The organism is Azospirillum oryzae (assembly GCF_900177515.1).
GTDB classification, from domain to species: Bacteria; Pseudomonadota; Alphaproteobacteria; order Azospirillales; family Azospirillaceae; genus Azospirillum; species Azospirillum oryzae_A.
The window spans coordinates 58372-80818 of record NZ_FXAK01000002.1; the positions used below are offsets into that span (position 1 = coordinate 58372).

Consider the following 22447-nt stretch of genomic DNA (forward strand, 5'->3'; position numbering starts at 1 on the left):
CGGGCCCCTCCCTCTCCCGGGGCGGGAGAGGGGAATCCAGCACCCCTCACCCAATCTCCCTCTCCCGACAGAACACCACCCCACACTCCGCCAACCTTCGCCGCGCCGTCTCCAGCGACCCGTCCAGATCGATGGCGCGGCACCCATCCTCCACCACCACCGCCTCGAATCCGCAGCGCACCGCGTCCTCCGCCGAATAGGCCACGCAGTAATCCGTCGCCAGCCCGGCCAGCACCACGCGGGCGACCCCGCGCTCGCGCAGATAGCCCGCCAGCCCGGTCGCCGTGCTGCGGTCATTCTCGTAGAAGGCCGAATAGCTGTCGATTCCCACCCGGAACCCCTTGCGCAGCACCAGTTCCGCCCGCGTGGTGTCCAACTCCGGATGGAACTCCGCCCCCTTCGTCCCCTGCACGCAATGGTCCGGCCACAGCACCTGCGGCCCATAAGGAAATTCGACGGCGGAAAACGCCGCGCCGCCGGGATGGGCGCTGGCGAAGGAGCGGTGGCCGGCGGGGTGCCAGTCCTGCGTCAGGACCACTGTGGCGAACCGCCGCATCAGCCGGTTCGCCACCGGCACCACCGCATCCCCATCCGCCACCGCCAGAGCGCCGCCGGGGCAGAAATCATTCTGGATGTCGATCAGGACCAGCGCGTCGGCCGGCTGCGGGATGAGGGTGGGCATCGGCTGTGTCCATCCGGCGATTGGAAACGGTCGCCTGGAGTGTAGGCACATCCGCCGGTCGGTTCCACCGCCCTCTCCCCAACTCGGAAAAGGGCAACAAACAAGCGCTCCCGCCAACCGGCGGCAGCGATACGCCTCAACCCATGATGTTCTCGTCCGCGATGCGGCGCGGCATGTCGGTTTGATGCTGGCGGTCCTGCTTCGGCGCCTTGGTGACGCTGAAGCCGATGCCCGACAGCAGAAGGACGCCCAGCGAGGCGACGGTGACGATGTTGCAAAGCATAGTGACTGACCCTTTCCCTAACCTCTTTCGGCCACCCGCTTGGGAGCGGCCAGACCCTTATTCCGCGGTCTTCCTGGCAATAGACGCCGGGCGCCGCTTCTTTCTTCCCCGAGCCGAACCGGGATGAGTGAAAATAATCGTCCGTTACCCGGACAGTCTTTACTTCCAACACCTTACCGGCACAGTCTGCGCGGAGCGGTCAGATAGTCCCGCAGCTGCGAACTGGCAATGGAAGCCGGCGACATATCCGCGCAGCTCTGGTTAACAAAATTGTCATGGCAGAGCTTGGGGGGAGGGGCGCCTCTCAGGCGCCGCGGCCGTCCGCCATCGAACGCTTTGAAGCGGCATCGCTTTCCACCGCCCGCAGGATCACCGTCACCTTCAGCCCCCGGCCGTCCTGCCCGGCGTCCAGCCGCACCACCGCCCCCAGCCTGTCGGCGAGCGCGCGCACGATGGCAAGGCCCAACCCGCTGCCGGTGCGCGGCGGCTCGCCCGGACGGTCCAGGCGATAGAAGCGCTCGAACACCCGCTCGCGCTCGGCCTCGGGGATGCCGGGGCCGTCGTCCTCCACCTCCAGGACAGGTCCCGCCCCGACCCGCACCGTCACCGTGCCGCCCGGACGGTTGTAGCGGATGGCGTTGTCCAGCAGGTTGCCCAGCAGTTCGCCCACCAGCACCGGGTTGCCCACGGCCCGCAGGTCGGCGTTCCCGTCCTCCGGTGCCCCAGTTTCCAATGTTTCGAACCGCACCTCGATGTCCTGGGCCAGCGCCGCCGGCACCTGCTCCGCCGCGACCTCCATCGCCACCTGCCGCAGGTCGGTCACCTCCGGTGCGGCCGGCGCCGTCGGCGCGTCCTCGTCGGCGCGGGCCAGCGCCAGCAACTGCACCAGCAGCCGCTCCAGCCGCTTCACCGCCCCCTCGACATCGTCCAGCGCCGCGCGTCCTTCCGCGCTGTCGGTGCCGAAGCGGCGCAGCAGTGCCAGGTGGGTGCGCAGCACTGCCAGCGGCGTGCGCAGCTGGTGCGAGGCGTCGGCGGTGAAGCGGCGCATGGTGCCGATCGACTGGTCAAGCCGCGCCAGCAGCCCGTTGATGGCGATCACCAGCGGCAGTACCTCCACCGGCACCACCGCCAGCGGCAGCGGCACCAGCGCCATCCCTCCCCCCGTTATGCCACGCGCCGACCGGCTGTCGATCACCCGCCGCAGCCGCCCCAGCGGCGCCAGCCCGCGCCCGACCGCTCCCCACACCAGCAGACCGCTGCCGCCGACCAGCGCCACCTCCAGCAGGGTCAGCCACAGCAGCAGATCGACCTCCACCGCGCGCCGGCCGGCCGTGGTCTCCGCCACCTGGACCAGCACCGGATGCGGCACGCCGTAGAGCCGCCGGATCTGCGCCGCCACCCGCACCGCATGGCCGCGATAGGTGGCGTCGCGGAACACCGTGACGTTGGTCGGCATCTTCGAGATGTCCGGCAGCGGCAGGTCGAGATAGCCGGTGATGATCCCGCCCTCATGGGCGACGTTGTAATAGATGCTGTCGCGCGCCTGGCTCTCCAGCATGCCGAAGGCGACGGCGGGCAGGTCGACCGTCACCTCGCCATTGTCGTCGTCCACCGCCAGCCGCTCGGCGATGGCGAGCGTCGAGCCGGCCAGCAGCCGGTCGTGGGTGGACTGGACGAAGCCGTGGATCAGCGCCGACCCGCCGACGCCCAGCCCGACCGCCAGCGCCCCCAGCGGCACCAGCAGCCGGGTCAGCAGTCGGCGCCGCAGCGACGGCACCCGCTCCGGCCTGCTTCCGGCCATCAGGTGCTTTCCATCAGTTGACTTCCATAAGGTAGCCCAGCCCTCGGATGGTGCGGATCTGCGGCCCGTCGGGTTCCAGCTTCTTGCGCAGCCGGGCGACATACAGCTCGATGGCATTCGGCGCCACCGGCTCGTCGAAGCCGAACACCTCGCCGGCCAGCCGGTCCTTCGGCACCACCTTGCCGGCGCGGGTGATCAGCCCCTCCAGCACCGCCAGCTCGCGCTTGCGCAGATCCAGCACCCGGCCGTTCAGCGTCACCGTCGCGGTGGAGCGGTCGTAGCGCAAGGCCCCGCACGCCAGCTCCGGCACCGGGGTGCCCTGGCCACGCCGCATCAGCGCGCGCACCCGCGCCTCGAACTCCGCCGGGTCGAACGGCTTCAGCAGATAGTCGTCGGCGCCGAGATCCAGCCCCTTCACCCGGTCGGCCACCGCCTCCCGCGCGGTCAGGATCATCACCGGCACGGTGGAGCCGCGGCGGCGGATTCGCGTCAGCACCTCGAACCCCGACAGGTCGGGCAGCCCCAGATCCAGCACCACCAGCCCATAGGGCTCCGCCCGCTCCAGCCGCGCCGCCTCCTCGCCCGACGCGACATGGTCGACGGCATAGCCGGCCAGCTTCAGCGACGCGGTCAACCCGCGCGCCAGGGCGGCGTCATCCTCCACGATCAGGATGCGCAAGGGCGGCACCCTCCGTCCGACCGGGCCATCATCCGAACGCCCCTGTTCCGTTCCACCAACAATTTCCGTCCGCGACAGATTGACGACAGGTTGGCCGCCTATAGTCACGACAAAGTCGCTTGTAAGCCCAACCAACCCGGCCCGCAACGGCGCCGTGGGAACCAACCGCAGGAGAGGAAACGATGCGCACCAAACTGGCCCTTCTGGTCGCGACCGCCCTGACCGTCGCCGTTCCGGCCTTCACCGCCGGCACCGCGATGGCGCAGTCGGTCCCCGCCGGCTACGACCCCTCCTATGCCAAGATCATCGAGGCGGCGAACCAGGAAGGCGCGCTCAGCATCTATTCCGCCACCGACGCGGCCGCCGTGTCGGAACTCCTGAAGGGGTTCGAGGCGCTCTATCCCAAGATCAAGCTGGAATACGCCGACCAGAACTCCACCGAGATGTACAACCGTTTCATCAGCGAGGCGGCGGCCAACACCGGCACCACCGACCTGATGTGGTCGTCGGCGATGGACCTGCAGATGAAGCTGGTCAATGACGGCTACGCCCAGTCCTACAGCTCGCCGGAAACCAAGAACATCCCCGACTGGGCCAACTGGAAGAACGAGGCCTTCGGCACCACCGCCGAGCCGATCGTCTTCGCCTACAACAAGCGCGTCGTCCCCGCCGCCGACGTGCCGAAGACCCACGCCGACCTCGCCAAGCTCCTCGCTGAGAAGCCCGACGCCTACAAGGGGAAGGTCACCTCCTACGATCCGGAGCGCAGCGGCGTCGGCTTCCTCTACATCACCCAGGACGTGCAGGCCAGCAAGGGCACCTGGGATCTGGTGAAGGCGATGGGCCAGACCGGTGTGAAGCTCTACACCTCCTCGGGCGCGATGATCGAGCGCCTGACGTCCGGCGAGCACACCATCGGCTACAACATGATCGGCTCCTACGTCTTCGAGCGTCAGAAGAAGGACCCGGACTCGCTGGGCGTCGTGCTGCCGACCGACTACACCATCGTGATGTCGCGCATCGCCTTCATCCCGAAGGGCGCCAAGCACCCGAACGCCGCCAAGCTGTTCCTCGACTATCTGCTGTCGAAGGAAGGCCAGCAGGCGATGCAGGCCCGCTACATGGGTTCGATCCGCTCCGATCTGGCCGCGTCCAACCCGACCGCCGGCATTCCGGAAAGCACGCTGCGTCCGATCCATGTCGGCCCGGAACTGCTGACCTATCTCGATCAGGTGAAGCGCCTGAAGTTCCTGAAGGATTGGCAGAAGGCCCTGCAGGGGAAGTGATTTAATCCGACCTGAAATCACCCTCTCCCGCCCCGGGAGAGGGAAGGGGCCCGCCGAAGGCGGGAAGGGTGAGGGGCAATCCAAGGAACGAACAATTCGATCCTCGCCTCACCCCTCACCCTCCCCGCGCCTTTGGCGCGGGTCCCCTCCCTCTCCCGGGACGGGAGAGGGAAGGTTTGCGCCAAAAGGAATCCCCCCATGAACCGCGCGACGCGCATCGCGGTGATCGTCGCCATGGCGATCGCCGTGCTGGCCCCGATCGGGCTGGTCGTCTACCAGAGCTTCCTCGACGGGCCGTTCTTCCAGCCCAAGATCTCCTTCACCCTGTCGGCCTACGAGTTCGTCCTGGACGACGAGGACTTCTTCGACGCCCTCTACAACTCCTGCATCATCGCCTTCGGCATGACCGCCATCGCGGTGCCGGTCGGCGCGCTGCTGGCCTTCCTGATGACCCGCACCGACCTGCCGGGCCGCCGCTGGATCGAGCCGGTGATCCTGGTGCCGATGTTCGTCTCGTCGGTGGTGCTGGCCTTCGGCTTCGTGGTCAGCCTCGGCCCGGCCGGCTTCGTCACGCTGTGGTTCAAGGGCGTGTTCGGCTACGTCCCCTGGTATCTCTATTCCAAGTGGATGCTGATCGTCATCGCCGGCCTGACCCATGTCCCGCACATTTTCCTCTACACCTCGTCCGCTCTGCGCAGCCTGGGCTCCGACGTCGAGGAAGCGGCGCGGATGACCGGCGCCGGCCCGCTGCGCACGGCGATGACCGTTAGCCTGCCGATGGTGATGCCGAACATCCTCTATTCGGCGGTGCTGGTCTTCTTCCTGGGCTTCGAGCTGTTCGGCCTGCCGCTTGTGCTGGGCGACCCCGAAGGCATCCTGGTGCTCGCCACCTATCTCTACAAGCTGACCAACAAGCTCGGCACGCCGTCCTACCAGCTGATGGCGGTGGTCGTGGTGGCGATCATCTGCATCGCCCTGCCGCTGGTCGCCTTGCAGCGCTTCCTGCTGCGCGCCGCCAACCGCTATGTCTCGGTGAAGGGCAAGGCGGCGGCGCAGAAGCCGGTGTCGATCGGCGTCTGGCGCTGGCCGGCCGCGGCGATGATCACCGCGTGGCTGCTGTTCACCGTCGTCGTGCCGCTCAGCGGCCTCGTGCTCCGCGCCTTCGTGTCGAGCTGGGGCGAGGGCGTCAACCTGCTGGACGTGCTGACGCTGGCCCATTTCCGCGAGCTGATGGAGTTCCCCAACCTGACCCGCGGCATCGTCAACACGCTGCTGATCGCGTCGGTCGGCGGGGCCTTGTCGGTCGGCGTCTACACCGTCCTCAATCTTGCCGCCCACCGCTGGCCGTCGGGCTGGACCCGGCTGATGGACTATCTGGTGCTGCTGCCGCGCGCCATGCCCGGTCTGGTCGCCGGTCTGGCGATCTTCTGGGTCTTCCTGTTCACGCCCTTCCTGGCCCCGCTGCGCCAGACCATGATCGCCATCTGGGTCGCCTACACGCTGGTCTGGCTCGCCTACGGCATGCGTCTGGTCAGCGGCGCCCTGCTGCAGATCGGCCCCGAGCTTGAGGAGGCCGGCCGCATCGTCGGCGCCAGCCCCGGCCGGGTGTCGCGCGACCTGACGATCCCGCTGATCAAGGTCGGCCTGTTCTCCAGCTGGCTGCTGATCTTCGTCACCTTCATGCGCGAATACTCGACCGGCGTCTATCTGCTGGCCCCCGGCACCGAGGTGATCGGTTCGCTGCTGGTCTCGCTGTGGGGCACCGGCGCCGTCGATCTCGTCACCGCGCTCTCCACCGTCAACATCGCGATGATCGGCGGCGGCCTGCTGCTGATGTCGCTCTTCGGGAAACGCTCCCATGGCTAAGCTCATCATCGACGACCTGCACCTGTCCTACGGCAGCACCGAGATCCTGAAGGGCATCACCGCGACCTTCGCCCAGGGCGAGATCGTCGCCCTGCTCGGCCGGTCGGGCAGCGGCAAGACCACGCTGCTGCGTTCCATCGCCGGTCTGGAGGAGCCGAAGAAGGGCGTCATCTCCATCGGCGACCAGCCGGTGTTCGATGCCGCCGCCGGCCTGAACGTGCCGTCGGAAAAGCGCGGCCTCGGTCTGGTCTTCCAGTCCTACGCGCTGTGGCCGCACAAGACGGTGTTCGAGAACGTCGCCTACGGCCTGCGCCTGCGCAACGTGCCGAAGGCGGACCTCCAGCAGCGCGTCGCCACCGTTCTCGACGGCGTCGGCCTCGGCCATCTCGGCGACCGCTACCCGCACCAGATGTCGGGCGGCCAGCAGCAGCGCGTCGCGCTCGCCCGCGCGCTGGTCTACAACCCGCCGGTCATCCTGCTGGATGAGCCGCTGTCGAACCTCGACGCCAAGCTGCGGGAGGAGGCGCGCATCTGGATCCGCAACCTGATCAAGCGGATGAACCTGACCGCCGTCTTCGTCACCCACGACCAGATCGAGGCGATGGCCATCGCCGACCGCATCGTCCTGCTCGACGGCGGCCGCATCGTCCAGGCCGGCACCCCCGAACAGCTCTACACCGAGCCGGTCAGCCTGTTCGCGTCGGAGTTTATGGGCGTCAACAACCAGATCCTGAGCCGCGTGCAGGACAAGCGCGGCGGCTACGCCCGCATCGACCTGTCCGGCCACCCGCTGTGGGGCAAGGACCGCGCCGGCAAGTCCGTGTCGGACGAGGCGACCGGCGTCATCCGCCTGGAACAGGTCGAGGTGGTGGACGGCGAAGGCGAGAACCGGGTCCCGGCCGAACTGGAGACCTCGGTCTATCTCGGCAGCCATTGGGAGCATGTCTTCCGCTGCGGCGACCAGACTTTGCGGGCCTTCGGGCGGCCCCTGGCGGCCGGCACGCACTGGCTGCACCTGCCGCCGGAGCAGCTTTGGGTGTTTTGAGGGCTGGTGCTCTGCCGCACCAGGATCCCCTCTCCCCCCCGGGGAGAGGGTTAGGGTGAGGGGGACGCACCTGCCGAACGTCTTCGGCTGCGCCGAACCCCCTCATCCCGACCTTCTCCCCAGGGGGGAGAAGGAGGTCTCTCCGGGAGAGAACCCCTCAAACCTCGATCAACGCATAAGCCCGCCCCGTCTCCTTCGGAATCGTCTGCGCCACGTTGTACACCGGCGTCCCCCGCAGCGTTTTCCCGGTATAGCTCCCGTGATGCGCATGCCCATGCGCCACCGCCCGCACATTGTCGAAGCGGTCGATCGTCTCCGCCAGCCGGGACGAGCCCAGGAACGGGAAGATCTCCGTCGGCTCCCCCTCCACCGTCGCCGCGATGGGAGCGTAGTGCAGCACGACGAACACCCGCTCGGTGTCCAGCTGCCGCAGCGCGCTTTCCAGCCGCATCGCCTCGTTCACCGACTCGTGGACGAACTGCTTGATCGCCGGCTCGCCGAAGCTGTCCAGCATCCGGTTGCCGAAGCCGCCGCCGAAGCCCTTCACCCCGGCGAAGCCGACCCCGCCGATCTCCTGCGGCGCGCCGTCCAGGAACCGCACGCCCGCCTGCGCCAGGATATGCTCGATCTCCTCCAGATGGCCGCATTCGTAATCATGATTGCCGAACACCGCGACCACCGGGATGCCGATGGAGCGCAGGGCGTCGGCCAGGATTTCCGCCTCGCGCGGCTTGCCATGGTTGGTCAGGTCGCCGCACAGCGCCAGCACGTCGGCCTTGCCGGCGATCTCCTGGAACAGCTCGCGATAGGGGAACTGCGTCGTCTCGCCGACATGGATGTCGCCGATGGCGGCGACGGTCAGCCTGCGCTCATCCATTGCTGGTCTCCTTGAAATTCTCCTTCGTGCCCTCCTCCCCGACCACGTCGGCGAAGCCCCATTGCGTGACGTCGATCAGGTAATCCTCGCGCGAGAACAGCCGGCCCCGGCAGATGCGGGTCTGGGCGACCGGCAGCTTGGCGCGCTCCTGCATCCGCTCCAGCAGCTCCGCCACCAGCCAGTCGGGGATGCGGTCGCGCTCGGTCGGATAGATGAACCGGAAGTTCAGCAGGTGGATCAGCAGCACCTCCCAATACTGCTCCATATGGGCGAGCAGCCTTTTCCAGTCGATCTTGTCATGCTGCTTCAAGATCATGTGGACCACGTCCGGCCCATCGTACTTATGGCGCATCTGGACGAAGGACTTGGAGAAGATCATCTCCGTCGGCGCCACCAGCCGCACGTCGGCGCCGCAGATCACCGCGCGATGCTCCTCCTTGAACCAGCGGTCGTTGACCGGGTTGATGGCGACGGCAGAATTGAAGATGACGTCGAAGAACAGCTCGCCATGCTTGACCTTGCCGATCCAGCGTTCGTCCTCGATCTCCGTTTCGAAGCCATGGTCCTGGAAATGGGAGAGGATGCGCGGGAAATCGCCGCCGCAGCAGAAGACGTCGATGTCCTTGGTCGGCCGGTTGATCCCGGTATAGGCGCTGACCGCGTAGGTCCCGCCCAGCAGGAACGGGATGCCCGACTGCGTCAGCAGCTTCAGGCTTTCGGTATAGAAGGCCTCGGCCTCCGCGGTGACGGTGGCGCTGCCCTCACGGAGTTCGCTCATGGACCACTCCCCATTGCGTGCCGGAACGGGCACGTCGCCCGGATACAACAGGGCAGGGCGGGAAGCGTTGCGGGGGCGCTTAGGCCACGGGATCGGCTGCGTGGCCGAGGGAACAATCCCTTATCCCGCAGGTTTTGTGATATTCTCCATCTTGAGGAGCAAAGGGCACATTTCGTCGAACCTGTACCATCGCTCCAAAGGGTCGGAAATCCGGTTGCCGTGGTCACGTTGCGGGTGGTTTAAGGGAGAACCGATCATGACGGTCTGTGGAACGGAGTTGAGCATGAGCGAACAGCAGCGGAAGGCCATCCTTGAGTCCCTCAAGCGCATGAGCGACCGCGCCAAGACCGACCCGGACTACGCCATGGACGTTCTCGTGAAGGAAGGCGTCTACACGAAGGATGGCGAGGTCGGCGAAAACTATCGGTAAGCCATGACCGTCTTATCGAACCCCTACGTTCTCGGCTATCACGGTTGCGAGAAGAGCATCGGGGAGGCGATCCTGCGCGGAGACACGGATCACCTGGAAAGAAGCGAAAACTCCTGGGACTGGCTCGGCAAGGGCGTCTATTTCTGGGAAGCCGATCCGAAGCGCGGATATGAGTGGGCATTCGACTATTGCAGGCGGAAGGGCACCGGCACCCCGATGCTCATCGGCGCTGTGATCCATCTCGGCAACTGCCTGAACCTCATGGACCGCACGTCCCTGGAGACGCTGAGGGTCACCTACGAGGAATACAAGGTCGTCCACGAGAGCGCGAAACTCGGAATGCCGCTGCCGGTGAACCATGGCGACAAGCGCCACAAGCTCGATTGCCAAGTCATCAATCACCTGCATGAGGCCATCGAACAGGCCAGCGCCCGGGGAGTTGCCATTACCCCCTACGACACAGTCCGCGGCCTCTACCAGGAAGACGACCCGGTGTTCCCAGGCTCGATGATCATGGAGCGCACCCACATCCAGATCGCCGTGCTGACACCGGAAGCCAGCATCCAGGGCTATTTCCGTGTTCCCGAGGCGCAGTACCGCTGAACGTATTTTCACGACACAGGCAGCCCATTGGCTTTGCGCAATACCGGTTTGCGCAAAATCCTATTAATCGGAAAATAATCCCATAAACTTCCGCGAATGCCACCATTCCGCGGAGCCTCTCCATGCCTCTCGACCACCGCACCCTCGCCGCCGAAGCCGCCGCCGACCGTTTCCCCTGCTGGGCGGAGGAACCGCCGGTGCCGTCCGAAGGCTCGCTGGTCCCCGGATCGCAGTTCCACGAGGAACAGTGGATCATGGCCGCCGGCATGTTGGCGCGCGGCAACAGCTTCCTCCAGGTCTCCCGCGCCATGGGTTGCAGCCGCACCACCCTGTGGCGCGCCTATTACGGTTCCAAGGATTTCCGCCTGCGGGTGTGGTGGGAGCGCGAGGCGCTGAACCGCGAGGCCGAGTTGCGCCTGTCCTCGCTCCGCGCCCTGGTGGCCGAGCAGATCGAACGGCTGGTGTCGGCCGGCGATCCCACCACCGTCCGCTGGCTGGCCGAGCAGCTGGGGCTCATTCCCGGCGTCGTCTCAGGCGCCGCCTCAGGCAGGGAGACCGCAAGGAGCGCCCCCAGGGACATCCAGCGCAGGGACATCCCAAATGCCGGGCCGCAGCCGCCCCGCACCGAAGATTCCCCCGCCGTCACCGTTCCCGAACTCGACGACGACATTCCCGGAGCCTTGCGCGAGCGGACGCCGCCCGATCCGGCCATGGTCGCCGCCATCCTGGCCCGGCCGGAAGCCGCCGGCCCGAAGGGCGTGTTCCCCTGGACCGTCAACCAGTATGAACATTACCCCAACCTCAACCCCGGCCCGGTGAGCCGCCGCGCCGCCGGCGCCTTCTCCTGGCGGCTGTCGGGACGCCCGTAGGCGCCCCCATGGCCGCGCTCATGGAACGCCACCGGAAAAACGTTCCATCCTGTTCCACATGGCACCCCGAAGAAAGGACCTGCCGCCCTGCTCAAACCTCGAAATTCGGCTTTCCCGCCAGGATGTTGGACGTCACGTCCTTGATGTCGCGCAGACCGCACATCGCCATGGTCACGTCCATCTCCTTGCGGATGATCTCCAGGCACTGGGCCACGCCGGCCTCGCCGCCGGCGCCCAGCCCATAGAGGAAGGCGCGGCCGATGAAGGTACCCTTGGCGCCCAGCGCCAGAGCCTTGACCACGTCCTGGCCGGAGCGGATGCCGCCGTCCATCAGCACCTCGATGCGGTCGCCGACCGCCTCGACGATGGCCGGCAATGCGGCGATGGAGGAAATCGCGCCGTCCAGCTGCCGCCCGCCATGGTTGGAGACGATCAGCGCGTCGGCGCCGGTCTCCGCCGCCATCACCGCGTCTTCCGGATCGAGGATGCCCTTCAGGATCAGCTTGCCGCCCCAGCGGTCGCGGATGCGGCGCACGTCGTCCCAGTTCAGCGTCGGATCGAACTGCTCCGCCGTCCAGGACGACAGCGACGACAGGTTGCTGACCCCGGTGGCGTGGCCGACGATGTTGCGGAAGGTGCGGCGATGAGTCCGCAGCATGTTGATCGACCAGCGCGGCTTGGTCGCCATGTCCAGGATGTTGCCGATGGTCAGCTTCGGCGGGGTGGACAGCCCGTTCTTGATGTCCTTGTGGCGCTGGCCGAGGATCTGCAGATCCAGCGTCAGCACCAGCGCCGAGCAGCCCGCCGCCTTGGCGCGGTCGATCAGCTTGTCGATGAAGGCGCGGTCGCGCATGACGTAGAGCTGAAACCAGAAGGGCTTGTCGGTGTTCTCCGCCACGTCCTCGATGGAGCAGATGCTCATGGTGGACAGGGTGAAGGGCACGCCGGCCTTGGCCGCGGCGCGGGCGGCCAGGATCTCGCCGTCGGCATGCTGCATGCCGGTCAGGCCGGTCGGGGCCAGCGCCACCGGCATCGCCACCGGCTGTCCGACCATGCTGCTGGCCAGCGTCCGGTTGGTCATGTCCACCGCCACGCGCTGGCGCAGCTTGATCCGGCCGAAGTCGGACTCGTTGGCGCGGTAGGTCGACTCGGTGTAGGAGCCGGAATCCGCGTAGTCGTAGAACATCCGCGGCACGCGCCATTCCGCCAGCTGCCGCAGATCCTCGATGCAGGTGACGGGCCGGTCGGTGAACAGGTTCGCCCAGCGCGACGGCGGCCGCGACGAAGGCATGCGAACGGAGGTCATGGGGCGTGTCTCGAACGGTTGCGCGTGAAACGGAAGGGGGTGGATTTGGCCACTCCCTCCGCGCACCGTCAAGCCATGGCTGCGGCAACGCTGCCCTTTGCCCGGTTCACGCGTTCCGGTTCAGCGCGCCGGCTTGGACTTGCGCTTCGGCTTGGCGTGTCCGGACTTGGGCGGCGTCATCATGGCCTTGATCATCGCCGATTGGGCCGTCGCCTGGTTGCGCCGGGCCGCCGACATCGCGGCGGAGGTCCACATGCCGCTGGCGCGGTTGGCCCAGGAGAGCCACGCGCTCATGAAGGGATTCTTGGTCATCATCGGACGACTCCGAAACAGGGGAACTCCCAGACAAACAGTGAGGGCCTTGCGATGTTGCACTGCACATCCTTGCGCCACCGATCCGCCCAATTTTCCGGCAAAGCCGCCGGAATCTTGGGCAGGAAACCGCATTGCCGGCCGGAGCGAATGCGCATTCAAGCTGGCATATCCATTGCGTACAGGGCCGTGGGGCAGGGCAATGTCGGGGGAGCGGGCCGCATGGAATTAGAGCAGCAGACCGTGACGAGCGCCGCCGCGGCGCGGTTCCTGCGCGCCGCCAGGCTGTGCCGCATCCGCGACGTCGAACAGCTTCTGGTGGTCAGCGCACTCGTCCGCGATCTCAGCGCCCTGATCCACGCCCTGCAGAAGGAGCGCGGCGCCTCCTCCATCTATCTGGGATCGAGCGGCAGCCGCTTCGCCGACGACCGCGCCCGCTGGCAGGCCGACGCCAGGGCGCTGGAATCCGTGCTGCGCGACCGTCTCGATCTGGTGGACGAACAGCTCGACCGTCTCAGTTCCGGCGCGCAGTTCTACAGCCGCGTCGCCATCGCGCTGCATGCGCTGGACGGGCTGCCGGCCCTACGCAATCAGGTGTCGTCGCTGGCGCTGGTGCCACAGGATTCGGTGAAGGCCTTCACCGACATCATCGGCCACCTGCTGTCCGTGGTGTTCGAGGCCGCCGACATCGCCGCCGACCCGGCGATCTCCCGCGCCCTTGTCGCCCTGTTCAACATCGTCCAGGGCAAGGAATTCGCCGGGCAGGAGCGGGCGACCGCCAGCGCCGGATTCTCGCGCGGGCGCTTCGACGGGGCGGAGCATGCCCGCCTCGCCCAACTGGTCGACGCGCAGAACCGCGCCTTCCGCATCTTCGCGGAGTTCGCCGATCCCGCCCACGCCACCGCCTTCCGCAGCGCGCTGACCGACCCGGCGGTGGCGGAGGTGGAGCGGATGCGCGCGGTGGCGCTCGGCGACGACGCCCGCCACGGCGAGCTGTCGGGCATCACGCCGGAGGTCTGGTTCGAACGCTCCACCCGCCGCATGGATCTGCTGAAGACGGTGGAGGATCGGCTGACCGAGGATCTCCGCCACCTGTGCGAGGCGAAGCTGGCCCAGGCCCGTGCCGATCTGGAACAGGCCGACGGCCGAACCCCCGACGCGGTTGTGCCGGTCGCCATGGTGCTGGTCGACGCCGATCCCGGTCTTTCCGGCCAGGACACCTCCGGCCTCTACGCCCCCGACGGGCTGCGGCCGAAGCTGATGCGCTCCGTCCTAGACGTCGTCCAGGCGCAGTCGCAACGGCTGCGCGACGTCAGCCTGGAACTGGAGACCGCCAAGGCGGCGCTCAACGAGCGCAAGGTGATCGACCGCGCCAAGGGCCTGCTGATGTCCACCCGCAACCTGTCGGAGGAGGAGGCCTACAAGCTGATCCGCAAGACGGCGATGAACCAGAACAAGCGCATCATCGAGGTGGCGGAGGCCATCCTCAGCATGTCCGACATCCTCCGCGGCGTTACGGCCGGCGTCTCGGGGGGAGGCGCATGACCTGATTATTGCACCGTCCGCACCGGCGAGAAGGGCAGCCCCGCCTGATCCAGCGCCCGGTCGATCACCTCCTCGGACTTCTGGTCGAACAGCTGCAGCAGCAGGTCGTCCACCATCCAGTCGTTGGTGGGGGTGCAGGCAGTGAACAGCTCGCTGATGACCTCCGCCTGGAAATCCTCGCGGCCTGCGTCGCCGCCCTCATACTCCATCCGCTTGGCGACGCCGACCGCGACCTGGAAGGGGTGGGTCAGGCCGGGGGCGACGGTCGCCTTCTTCATCAGCGCCGCCATGCCCAGCTCGCCGTCGTCCCAGGCCAGCCGGCGGGCATTCTCCTGCGGGATGCCGGCCCGCAGCGCCATGCCGGCGACGAACAGCCCGAGGTCGCCGGCGCAAAGCGCCCGGAACAGCAGGACCGGCGTCAGGCGGCGGTTGGTGTGCAGCCACTGGATCACCGCGTCGATGTCCTCGGCGCCGCGCAGCACCGGGCGCAGCATGCGCATGGTCGCCGCCTCCCGCCCGCGCTCCACCAGCCGTTCGACCAGCTCGCGCGACAGGCCGTGCGCCTGCATCAGCGTGGTGCGCATGCTGTCGGAGACGAAGGCGACCACCCGCTCCACCATCGCCAGCGACAGGCCGGGGCGGGTCGCCGCCGCCTCGCTGACCATGCGGACCCGGCCGAAGCGGTCGAGCGCGCGGCTCATGGCGCTGTCCGGCACCTCGGCGCCATCGTTGCGCAGCAGCGCGGTCACCGCGATCACGTTGCCGCGCTCGGCGATGGCGCCGGAAACGCGGGCCGAGAGCTTGGACCGGCTGGCGACCGCCACATGCTTGCCGGCATCGGGATCGGACAGCACGTCCAGCAGCAGGTCGTCGGTCAGGCCGGCGGCGTCGCGCAGGATGGGAAAGGCCACCCGGCCGACGTCGCGCACCAGCCGTTCCGCCAGATCCTCGGTCAGCAGCGGGCTGTTGCGCAGCTGCCAGGCCACCGCCTCGCGCACCGCCACCTGGGCGTCGCCGGCGAAGCAATGCACCACCTCGATCGCCAGCGACCGTTCGGCCGGGCTGAGCGCGCCCGACTCCAGGTCGTGGAACAGCTTGTTCATCGTCTCGATCCGCGTTTCCGCGTTGGGCGAGACGAGCAGCCGCTCCACGTCTTTCGACGACAGGCCGTTGGGGTGGGGGGCGTCGGGGTGGGCGGCGGCGTGTGGCATCATGGCACCCGGCTGCGGCATCGGAGGAAACCTTCGCTCAATCGAAATCGAGGCAGGAATAGCGGACCATGTCGCCCCAAAGCCGGTCGAGCCGGCGGAGCGTGCGATAGCTGGCCTTGAGGTCGCGGACCTCGGTCTCGTTGCGGACCAGCGCCTCGGCCTGCGCCTGCTCCATCCGCCGCAGCCCCTCCCACAGCTCCCGACCCTTGTCGGTCAGCTGCAGGCGGGCGGTGCGGCGGTCGCGCTGGTTGGCGGCCCGGTTGATGTATCCGGCGTCGACCAGGATCTTCAGGCTGTAGGAGGCATTGGAACCCAGATAATAGCCGCGCTCCATCAGGTCGCGGACCGACAACTCGTCCTCGCCGATCAGCATGATCATCAACGCCTGAACCGGCCCGATGTCCTCGATGCCCTGCTTGGACAGCCCGACACGGACGACATCGAGATAGCGGCGGTGCATCCGCTCGATCAGGCGCGCCATGCCGTGGAAGTCGGCGAGGTCGAGAGCCTCGCCGGGCTTGCCACTCGTGTGGTCCACGGATTTGTCATCCGGTCCCGGTTCGGGCGCGTCGTCGTCGTCCCAGTCCAGATTGCTCATCGCGTCCATGATCCCGGCTCTATCATTGCCGTCGTCCTTCCTGCTGACTCACTCAGCCGCGGCGGCAAGACCGCGGAAGCCTTTGGGATGTGCGCTGCGCCACACCCAGGCGCTGCCGATGATGCTGTCCAGTTCCGGGAAGCGCGGCTGCCAGCCGAGGTCGCGGCGGATGCGCTCCGACGAGGCGATCAGCACCGGCAGGTCGCCGGGGCGGCGCGGGCCGACCTTCACGGGCACGCTTCTGCCGGTGATGCGCTCCACCGACGCGATCACCTCGCGCACGCTGTAGCCGGTGCCGTTGCCGAGGTTGTAGCGGACCGACCGCTCGTCCAGCGCATCCAGCACCCGCAGATGGGCGTCGGCCAGATCGCAGACATGGATATAGTCGCGGATACAGGTTCCGTCGCGGGTCTCATAGTCGTCGCCGAAGATTTCGATGTGCGGCCGCTTGCCGGTGGCGGCGTCCATCACCAGCGGGATCAGGTGCGTTTCCGGGCTGTGATCCTCGCCGAGCCGCCCGTTCGGATGGGCGCCGGCGGCATTGAAATAGCGCAGGCAGGCGGAGCGCAGTCCATGGCAGCGGTCGGCCCAATGCAGGGCGCGCTCGATCATGAACTTCGATTCGCCATAGGGGCTGCCGGGATCGATCGCCTCGTCCTCGTCGATGGGGATGCGCTTCGGCGAGCCGAACAGGTTGGCGGTGGAAGAGAACACCAGCTTCATCACCCCCGCCTTTACTGCGGCGCGGATCAGGTTCAGCGAGGTGACGGTGTTGCCGTGCAAGTAGGCGTGCGGGTCGCGCATCGATTCGCCGACCACCGACAATGCTGCGAAGTGGAACACCGCATCGAAGCGCCACTGCCCGAACACGCGGGTCAGCGCCGCCTCGTCGTGCAGATCGGCCTGGACGAAGGTCGCCTCGGCCGGAACGGCTGCGGCATGGCCCTGGCGCAGATTGTCGAACACCACGACCCGGTGGCCGCGGTCGAGAAGCTCCGCAACGCAGTGGCTGCCGACATAGCCGGCGCCGCCGGTAACGAGAATGGTTTTGGAGGTCGTCATGGAGCGTGGGTTTCCTTGAACCGGATTTCGGGCCGCAGCCTGAATCGGGCGGCCGGCATGGTGGAAGGAAAGCGGGGGGCGGTGCAGGGCGGGCCGGATGGGGGGATCGCGGCGCCTTGCGAAAAACTCGTGCGGCGCAGCATGCACGATGTCGGAGGCGTCTGACCAGATGGCTGCAAAAACCGCCACCAATGGCCTAAGACCTTCGGTGAAGCGCTACTTTCTCTTTCTTAGTCAAAGGCTTATGGCGGCGCTTATACCCCTTTTTCGGCTGCTGGAAAGGAGTGCAGACCGAAACTTGTCACACGTCTCTAAAATGTCCCCGGTGTAAAGCTTAAGCGTGCCAAGTCCGCCGACGCCTCCCCCCGCGTCCGAACCTGTCCATTCATAGGCGACCGCCCGTTCACGGGACCGGCCGCATCCGGCATCCCCCCAGCCGGCTTCCTGTCCCGCGTCCCTCGTCGCCGGCAGCTTTTTCCGTTTGTGCCCAATTTCCAGCGCCGTACGAGCCGGCCAGTCCTCCATCAGGAAGGATCGACTATGAGTTCCGTGGATCGGCCCCTGCTGACCCAAGCCTACCGGAAGATCGGACATGGCCTGCTGCTGGCCGGCGTCCTCAGCCTGTTCGTGAACGTCCTGATGCTGGTGCTGCCGCTTTTCACCATGCAGGTCTACGACCGGGTGATGAGCAGCCGCAGCCTGGAAACGCTGACGATGCTGGCGATCATCGCGGTGGGGGCGCTGGCGCTGTACGGCGTGCTGGACTTCATCCGCGCCCGCGCCTTCCTGGTGACCAGCGCCGTGATTGCGCACCGCTTCAACGTCCCGGCGCTGGAGGCGTCCATCGTCGACGCGCTGTCGGGCGGGCCGCGCAATGCGGCGCAGACCATGCGCGACCTGAACGACCTGCGCAGCTTCATGACCAGCAGCGCCGTGACCGCCCCGCTGGAACTGGCCTGGGCGCCGATCTTCCTGGCGATCCTGTTCCTGCTGCACCCGGTCTATGGTGTGCTCGCCATCATCTCGGCGCTGGTGCTGCTGGTGATGGGCGTGCTGACCGACATGCTGACCCGGCGGCCGATGGCGCAGGCGAACGAGGCCTCGGCCCGCGTTTTCGCCGACATCGCCGGCACCGTCCGCCATGCCGAAGCCATCGAGGCGATGGGCATGCTGCCGGCCCTGGCCCGGCGCTGGCAGTCGGCGCAGACCGGATCGGCCGGCATGATCGACCGCGGCGCCACCCTGTCGCGCGGTCTGGCCGCGTCCTCCCGTTCCTTGCGGATGATCCTGCAGGTCGGTGTGATCGCGGCCGGCGCCACGCTGGTGATCGACAATCTGGTGACCCCCGGCAGCATGATGGCCGCCGGTCTCATCACCGGGCGGCTGCTGCACCCCTTTGAACAGCTGGTCGACGGCTGGCGCCAGTGGGTGAAGGCGCTGGAGGCGCACCGGCGCATCCGCGACCTGCTGAACAACGGCGCCTCCGCCCGCTCCACCATGCCGCTGCCGCAACCCACCGGCACACTGACCGTCGACCGCGTCAGCCATGTGCCGGCCGGGATGAACCGCCCGGTGCTGCGCAACGTCACCTTCGCGATCGAGGCGGGGGAGGTGCTGGGCGTCATCGGCCCGTCGGGCGCCGGCAAATCGACGCTTGCCCGCCTCCTGGTCGGCGTCTGGCAGCCGACGGCCGGCGGCATCTATCTGGACGGCACCAGCACCTATCTTTGGGAGCGCGAAAGCTTCGGAAAGTATGTCGGCTATGTGCCGCAGTCGGTGGCGTTGCTGGACGGCACCATCGGCGAGAACATCTCCCGCATGGCCAGCGCCGATCCGGCGGAGATCGTCCGCGCCGCCCGGCTGGCGGGCGTGCACGAGATGATCGGCCGACTGCCTTTCGGCTACGACACGCCGGTGGGCGACAGCGCCTTCTCCCTGTCCGGCGGCCAGCGGCAACGCATCGCACTGGCCCGCGCCCTGTTCGGCCGTCCGCGCCTGCTGGTGCTGGACGAACCCAACTCCAACCTCGACCATGAAGGCGAACAGGCGCTCCTGAACGCCGTCCACAAGGTGAAGGCCGACGGCACGACGGTGGTGATGATCGCCCACCGTCCGTCCATCGTTGCCATCGCCGACAAGCTGGTGGTGATGAAGGAGGGGGCCGTCGAGCATTTCGGCGCCCGCAGCGACGTCCTGAAACTGGTGCAGCCGGGCGGCGTCCCCGCCGGCGTGACCCGCCTTGTCCGCAGCGGAGAACAGCGATGAGCAGCGACGCGCCCCTCCTGTCGTCCCAGCCCGTCTGGACCGCCACCATCGACATGGCGCCGGTCGAACCGTCGCTGCGCGGCACCGCCCTGGCGGGCGCGCTGGCCGTACTGGTCGGATTCGGAGGCTTCCTGACCTGGGGTTTCACCGCCAGCCTGGACAGCGCCGCGCTGGCCGCCGGAACGGTGATGGTGGAAAGCCACCGTAAGACCGTCTCCCATCTGGAGGGCGGTATCCTGCGTGACCTGCTGGTCAAGGACGGCGACCTCGTGCAGGCCGGTCAAGTGCTGCTGCGGATGGACTCCACTCAAAGCCAGGCGGTGGTCGCGCAGTTGCAGGGGCAGTATTGGACCGCGCTGGCAAAGATGGGCCGGCTGCGCGCCGAACAGTCGGATGCGACGAAGCCCCTTTTCGCCGAAGAACTGGTCAAGGCTGCCCGCGACAACCCGGTGGCGACCGAGGCGATGGCGGTCGAGGAACGGCTGTTCCGCTCCCGCCATGACAGCTACGAGGCGCAACTGGGAATCCAGCGCAAACAAATCTCCCAGCTGCGCGACGAGATCGTGGCGCTGGAGGCCCAGCGCGTCGCCACCGCCGACCGGCTGCGCTACACCCAGGACGAATTGCGGGTGGTGCAGGGCCTGCTGGCGAAGGGTTATGAGCGCAAACCGCGGATGCTGGAGCTTCAGCGCAACGTCGCCGACTCCGAAGGCCGGCTGGGCGAGCTGATGGCGAACAAGTCCAAGGCGGAACAGGCCATTGCCGCCGCCGAACTGACCATGATCAACATCGGCAACACCCGCCGGTCGGAGGTCTCGACCGACCTGCAGGCGGCCCAGGCCAGCGTTTCCGACCTCTCGGAACGGCTGCGCAGCGCCGATGACGTGCTGTTGCGCCAGGCGGTCACCGCACCCCAGGCCGGGCGTGTAACCGGTCTGAAGTTCTTCACTTCCGGCGGCGTGATTCCCGCCGGCACCGGCATCCTCGACATCGTGCCGCAGGACGATGCCATGATCGTGGAGGCGCGCGTATCGCCGCATGACGTCCAGAATGTGGAGGTCGGCAGCAAGGCGATGGTGAAGCTCACCGGCTATCGTCAGCGTGCCGTGCCGCCGGTGGCGGGGCAGGTGGTGTCGCTGTCGGCCGACCAGCTGGAGGACGAGCGCACCGGCGCCTATTACTTCGCGGCGCGGATCAGCATGGATGCGGCGGAGCTGAAGGCCCTGCCGAATGTCGAACTGCATCCCGGAATGCCGGCCGAAGTGATGATCCACGGCCATGCCCGCCGCGCCATCGATTACTTCCTGACACCGCTGACCGACGGCCTGCAGAGGGCCTTCCGCGAGCGGTAAGCGGAACCGCCATCCACCCGGCCCTCCCCCGTTCGGGCCGGTGTGGGCTGGGGTCCTTGCCTGGGCATCCATCCCCTGCCAAGCGGCCCCGTGGAAGGGCCGGCGTCCCCCACGCCGGCCCTTTTGCATGTCCGGGATAGGGTTCTTGCGGAATTACTGGACCCGATTCGGTTGTTACTTGGATATCGGGGTGCCGAGGTACGGATTCTGTGACCTGTCGCCGAATTCGTTCCTTATTCATTGGTTCGCGCCTGCATCTGCGATGCCGGCGGTAAACCATAGGGATTTGCCGCTGTGGCATCGGATGGACCATCGGCTTTTAAAAACCTTCCTTTAACGAATTTGGATTTGTTCAGGGAATCCAGCCGGTCCGCGGCTTTCCGGTGGTGGAAAGGCGGGTCAGACCAGCATTTTTTAAAACGTAAACTGCTTAGAAATTCGAAGCAAATCAGACTAACTGTCTTTTTGAAAATATCGACAATGCGTTCTACTGCAAGAATCCTCTGTCTTGACTCAACTTTCTCTTCCATGTGCCCGAGTTTTATCACACTATCCCCTCGATAGATTTGGTTACACCGAAAGGCGAGCTCAGCCTTTTGAGCGAGGCCGAAAGACGGCCCAACAATCCCAATCACATCGCAAGGAGACACCTACGATGGCTACGGTTCCTGGGGGCAGCTACGACGTGCATGTCGGCACGAATCATGACGATCTGCTGGTTGGTGGGCAGGGGAACGACCTGGTGCTGGGGGGCAACGGGAGCGACACTCTGCTCGGTGGCGATGGACATGACGCTCTGTTCGGGGGGAACGGTGCGGACGTGATCCATGGCGGCACCGCTGCGGACGTGCTGCTGGGGGGTAACGGCAACGACATCATCGACGGCGGTTCGGGCGACGACATCATCCTGGGGGGGAGTGGTGACGACGTTCTGATCGGCGGCGCCGGTCGTGACGTGCTGGACGGCGGCAACGGCAATGACGTGCTGTCCGGGGGGGACGGCAACGACATTCTGACCGGCGGCAAGGGTGACGACATCCTGTCCGGCGGCGGCCACGACGACATCCTCGATGGCGGCAAGGGCAACGACATCCTGCATGGCGGCACCGGCAACGACATGCTGTCCGGCGGCGACGGCAACGACGTGCTGTTCGGCGATGACGGCAACGACATCCTCGACGGCGGCAAGGGCAATGACATTCTGTCCGGCGGCGCCGGCCAGGACGTCTTCATCTTCTCCGGCGGTGGTGGCCAGGACGTGGTCCTGGACTTCAAGGCCGGCGAGGACGTTCTGCAGATTTCCCGCAACATCAACGGTCTGAAGGTGACCGACGCCGCCGATCTGGCCGCCCGCGTCACCGACCAGCATGGCGACGCCGTGATCGATCTCGGCCATGGCGACAGCATCACGCTGAAGGGTGTCTCTGCTGCGGACATCCACAACCACCCGAACGACTTCTTCGTCATCCACTAACCGGGCGCTGATCGAGCGACGCATTTTAAGCGACGCCTGAGAAGGGACGGACCGGTGGTGTCAAAGCCGCCGCCGGTCCCCCTTTGCCCGAACTCCGCCTTTTCGATCTTCAAATCCATCGAC

The 22447-nt window shown here is 66.9% G+C and carries 22 protein-coding genes; 10 read left to right on the top strand and 12 right to left on the bottom strand.

The genetic code is table 11. From position 1 onward, the window contains the following. Positions 1-46: 46 nt before the first annotated feature. From pncA to B9N97_RS03480, 4 genes are all read right to left on the bottom strand, one after another. The gene (gene pncA / locus B9N97_RS03470) at positions 47-682 is read right to left on the bottom strand and encodes a bifunctional nicotinamidase/pyrazinamidase (protein ID WP_085083433.1); all 636 of its coding nucleotides are present in this window, start codon (positions 680-682) and stop codon (positions 47-49) included. Between the two features lie 136 nt (positions 683-818). Beyond that, positions 819-965: a hypothetical protein gene (locus B9N97_RS35480; protein WP_167393185.1), complete on the bottom strand. Its 147-nt coding sequence runs from the start codon at positions 963-965 to the stop codon at positions 819-821. Positions 966-1269: 304 nt separating this feature from the next. After that, the gene (locus tag B9N97_RS03475) at positions 1270-2766 is read right to left on the bottom strand and encodes a sensor histidine kinase (RefSeq protein ID WP_085083435.1); all 1497 of its coding nucleotides are present in this window, start codon (positions 2764-2766) and stop codon (positions 1270-1272) included. Between the two features lie 13 nt (positions 2767-2779). Then, the gene (locus B9N97_RS03480) at positions 2780-3445 is read right to left on the bottom strand and encodes a response regulator (RefSeq protein WP_085083437.1); all 666 of its coding nucleotides are present in this window, start codon (positions 3443-3445) and stop codon (positions 2780-2782) included. A gap of 182 nt (positions 3446-3627) precedes the next feature. Here B9N97_RS03480 and B9N97_RS03485 point away from each other — a divergent pair, with 182 nt between their 5' ends. The 3 genes from B9N97_RS03485 to B9N97_RS03495 all read left to right on the top strand — a co-directional run bounded on the left by B9N97_RS03485 (position 3628) and on the right by B9N97_RS03495 (position 7642). Beyond that, positions 3628-4731 carry an ABC transporter substrate-binding protein gene (locus B9N97_RS03485; protein WP_085083438.1) on the top strand — a complete coding sequence of 368 codons (1104 nt, stop codon included), beginning with the start codon at positions 3628-3630 and terminating at the stop codon, positions 4729-4731. Between the two features lie 198 nt (positions 4732-4929). Further along, positions 4930-6597: an ABC transporter permease gene (locus B9N97_RS03490; protein WP_085083440.1), complete on the top strand. Its 1668-nt coding sequence runs from the start codon at positions 4930-4932 to the stop codon at positions 6595-6597. After that, a complete protein-coding gene (locus B9N97_RS03495; RefSeq protein WP_085083442.1) occupies positions 6590-7642 on the top strand; it encodes an ABC transporter ATP-binding protein in 1053 nt (350 codons plus the stop codon). The genes B9N97_RS03490 and B9N97_RS03495 overlap by 8 nt, the downstream gene beginning before the upstream one ends. Positions 7643-7799: 157 nt before the next feature. On the opposite strand, the gene B9N97_RS03500 is transcribed toward B9N97_RS03495, so the two are convergent. Together B9N97_RS03500 and B9N97_RS03505 are read right to left on the bottom strand one after the other, a co-directional pair. Beyond that, positions 7800-8519 (bottom strand): metallophosphoesterase family protein, encoded by a 720-nt coding sequence (locus B9N97_RS03500; RefSeq protein ID WP_085083443.1) that lies wholly within the window; start codon positions 8517-8519, stop codon positions 7800-7802. Beyond that, the gene (locus B9N97_RS03505) at positions 8512-9297 is read right to left on the bottom strand and encodes a nucleotidyltransferase (RefSeq protein ID WP_085083445.1); all 786 of its coding nucleotides are present in this window, start codon (positions 9295-9297) and stop codon (positions 8512-8514) included. Before B9N97_RS03505 ends, B9N97_RS03500 begins: the two co-directional genes overlap by 8 nt. Before the next feature lie 283 nt (positions 9298-9580). On the opposite strand from B9N97_RS03505, the gene B9N97_RS35485 reads away from it, so the two are divergent. The 3 genes from B9N97_RS35485 to B9N97_RS03515 all read left to right on the top strand — a co-directional run bounded on the left by B9N97_RS35485 (position 9581) and on the right by B9N97_RS03515 (position 11199). Further along, complete coding sequence (locus B9N97_RS35485) at positions 9581-9727, top strand: hypothetical protein (protein WP_167393186.1); 147 nt, start codon at positions 9581-9583, stop codon at positions 9725-9727. Between the two features lie 3 nt (positions 9728-9730). Then, complete coding sequence (locus tag B9N97_RS03510; protein WP_085083447.1) at positions 9731-10330, top strand: hypothetical protein; 600 nt, start codon at positions 9731-9733, stop codon at positions 10328-10330. A 122-nt stretch (positions 10331-10452) separates the two neighbouring features. Continuing rightward, positions 10453-11199, top strand: coding sequence for a hypothetical protein (locus B9N97_RS03515; protein ID WP_085083449.1), 747 nt, complete (start codon positions 10453-10455; stop codon positions 11197-11199). Between the two features lie 91 nt (positions 11200-11290). On the opposite strand, the gene B9N97_RS03520 is transcribed toward B9N97_RS03515, so the two are convergent. Together B9N97_RS03520 and B9N97_RS03525 are read right to left on the bottom strand one after the other, a co-directional pair. Further along, positions 11291-12505 carry an alpha-hydroxy acid oxidase gene (locus B9N97_RS03520; protein WP_280174731.1) on the bottom strand — a complete coding sequence of 405 codons (1215 nt, stop codon included), beginning with the start codon at positions 12503-12505 and terminating at the stop codon, positions 11291-11293. A 120-nt stretch (positions 12506-12625) separates the two neighbouring features. After that, positions 12626-12820 (bottom strand): hypothetical protein, encoded by a 195-nt coding sequence (locus B9N97_RS03525; protein ID WP_085083451.1) that lies wholly within the window; start codon positions 12818-12820, stop codon positions 12626-12628. 219 nt (positions 12821-13039) lie between these two features. Here B9N97_RS03525 and B9N97_RS03530 point away from each other — a divergent pair, with 219 nt between their 5' ends. Next, positions 13040-14362: a nitrate regulatory protein gene (locus B9N97_RS03530; protein WP_085083453.1), complete on the top strand. Its 1323-nt coding sequence runs from the start codon at positions 13040-13042 to the stop codon at positions 14360-14362. 5 nt (positions 14363-14367) lie between these two features. Here B9N97_RS03530 and B9N97_RS03535 read toward each other — a convergent pair whose 3' ends face one another. Genes B9N97_RS03535 through galE form a run of 3 tightly spaced genes read right to left on the bottom strand, consistent with a single transcriptional unit; the run spans position 14368 to position 17233 of the window. Then, positions 14368-15594: a DUF2336 domain-containing protein gene (locus B9N97_RS03535; protein WP_085083455.1), complete on the bottom strand. Its 1227-nt coding sequence runs from the start codon at positions 15592-15594 to the stop codon at positions 14368-14370. A gap of 16 nt (positions 15595-15610) precedes the next feature. Then, complete coding sequence (locus B9N97_RS03540; RefSeq protein ID WP_085083457.1) at positions 15611-16180, bottom strand: winged helix DNA-binding protein; 570 nt, start codon at positions 16178-16180, stop codon at positions 15611-15613. Positions 16181-16219: 39 nt separating this feature from the next. Continuing rightward, on the bottom strand, positions 16220-17233 hold the full coding sequence (gene galE, locus B9N97_RS03545; RefSeq protein WP_085083459.1) for a UDP-glucose 4-epimerase GalE: 1014 nt from the start codon (positions 17231-17233) through the stop codon (positions 16220-16222). A gap of 540 nt (positions 17234-17773) precedes the next feature. Here galE and B9N97_RS03550 point away from each other — a divergent pair. Both B9N97_RS03550 and B9N97_RS03555 read left to right on the top strand, forming a co-directional pair. Beyond that, entirely contained in the window at positions 17774-19498 is a 1725-nt protein-coding gene (locus B9N97_RS03550) for a type I secretion system permease/ATPase (protein ID WP_085083461.1), read from the top strand. Further along, on the top strand, positions 19495-20850 hold the full coding sequence (locus B9N97_RS03555) for an HlyD family type I secretion periplasmic adaptor subunit (protein WP_085083463.1): 1356 nt from the start codon (positions 19495-19497) through the stop codon (positions 20848-20850). The genes B9N97_RS03550 and B9N97_RS03555 overlap by 4 nt, the downstream gene beginning before the upstream one ends. Before the next feature lie 233 nt (positions 20851-21083). Here the strand turns inward: B9N97_RS03555 and B9N97_RS34705 are convergent, their stop codons facing one another. Continuing rightward, the gene (locus tag B9N97_RS34705; protein WP_143266345.1) at positions 21084-21380 is read right to left on the bottom strand and encodes a hypothetical protein; all 297 of its coding nucleotides are present in this window, start codon (positions 21378-21380) and stop codon (positions 21084-21086) included. Positions 21381-21505: 125 nt separating this feature from the next. Here B9N97_RS34705 and B9N97_RS03560 point away from each other — a divergent pair, with 125 nt between their 5' ends. Then, on the top strand, positions 21506-22324 hold the full coding sequence (locus B9N97_RS03560; RefSeq protein WP_143266346.1) for a calcium-binding protein: 819 nt from the start codon (positions 21506-21508) through the stop codon (positions 22322-22324). Positions 22325-22447 lie beyond the last annotated feature (123 nt).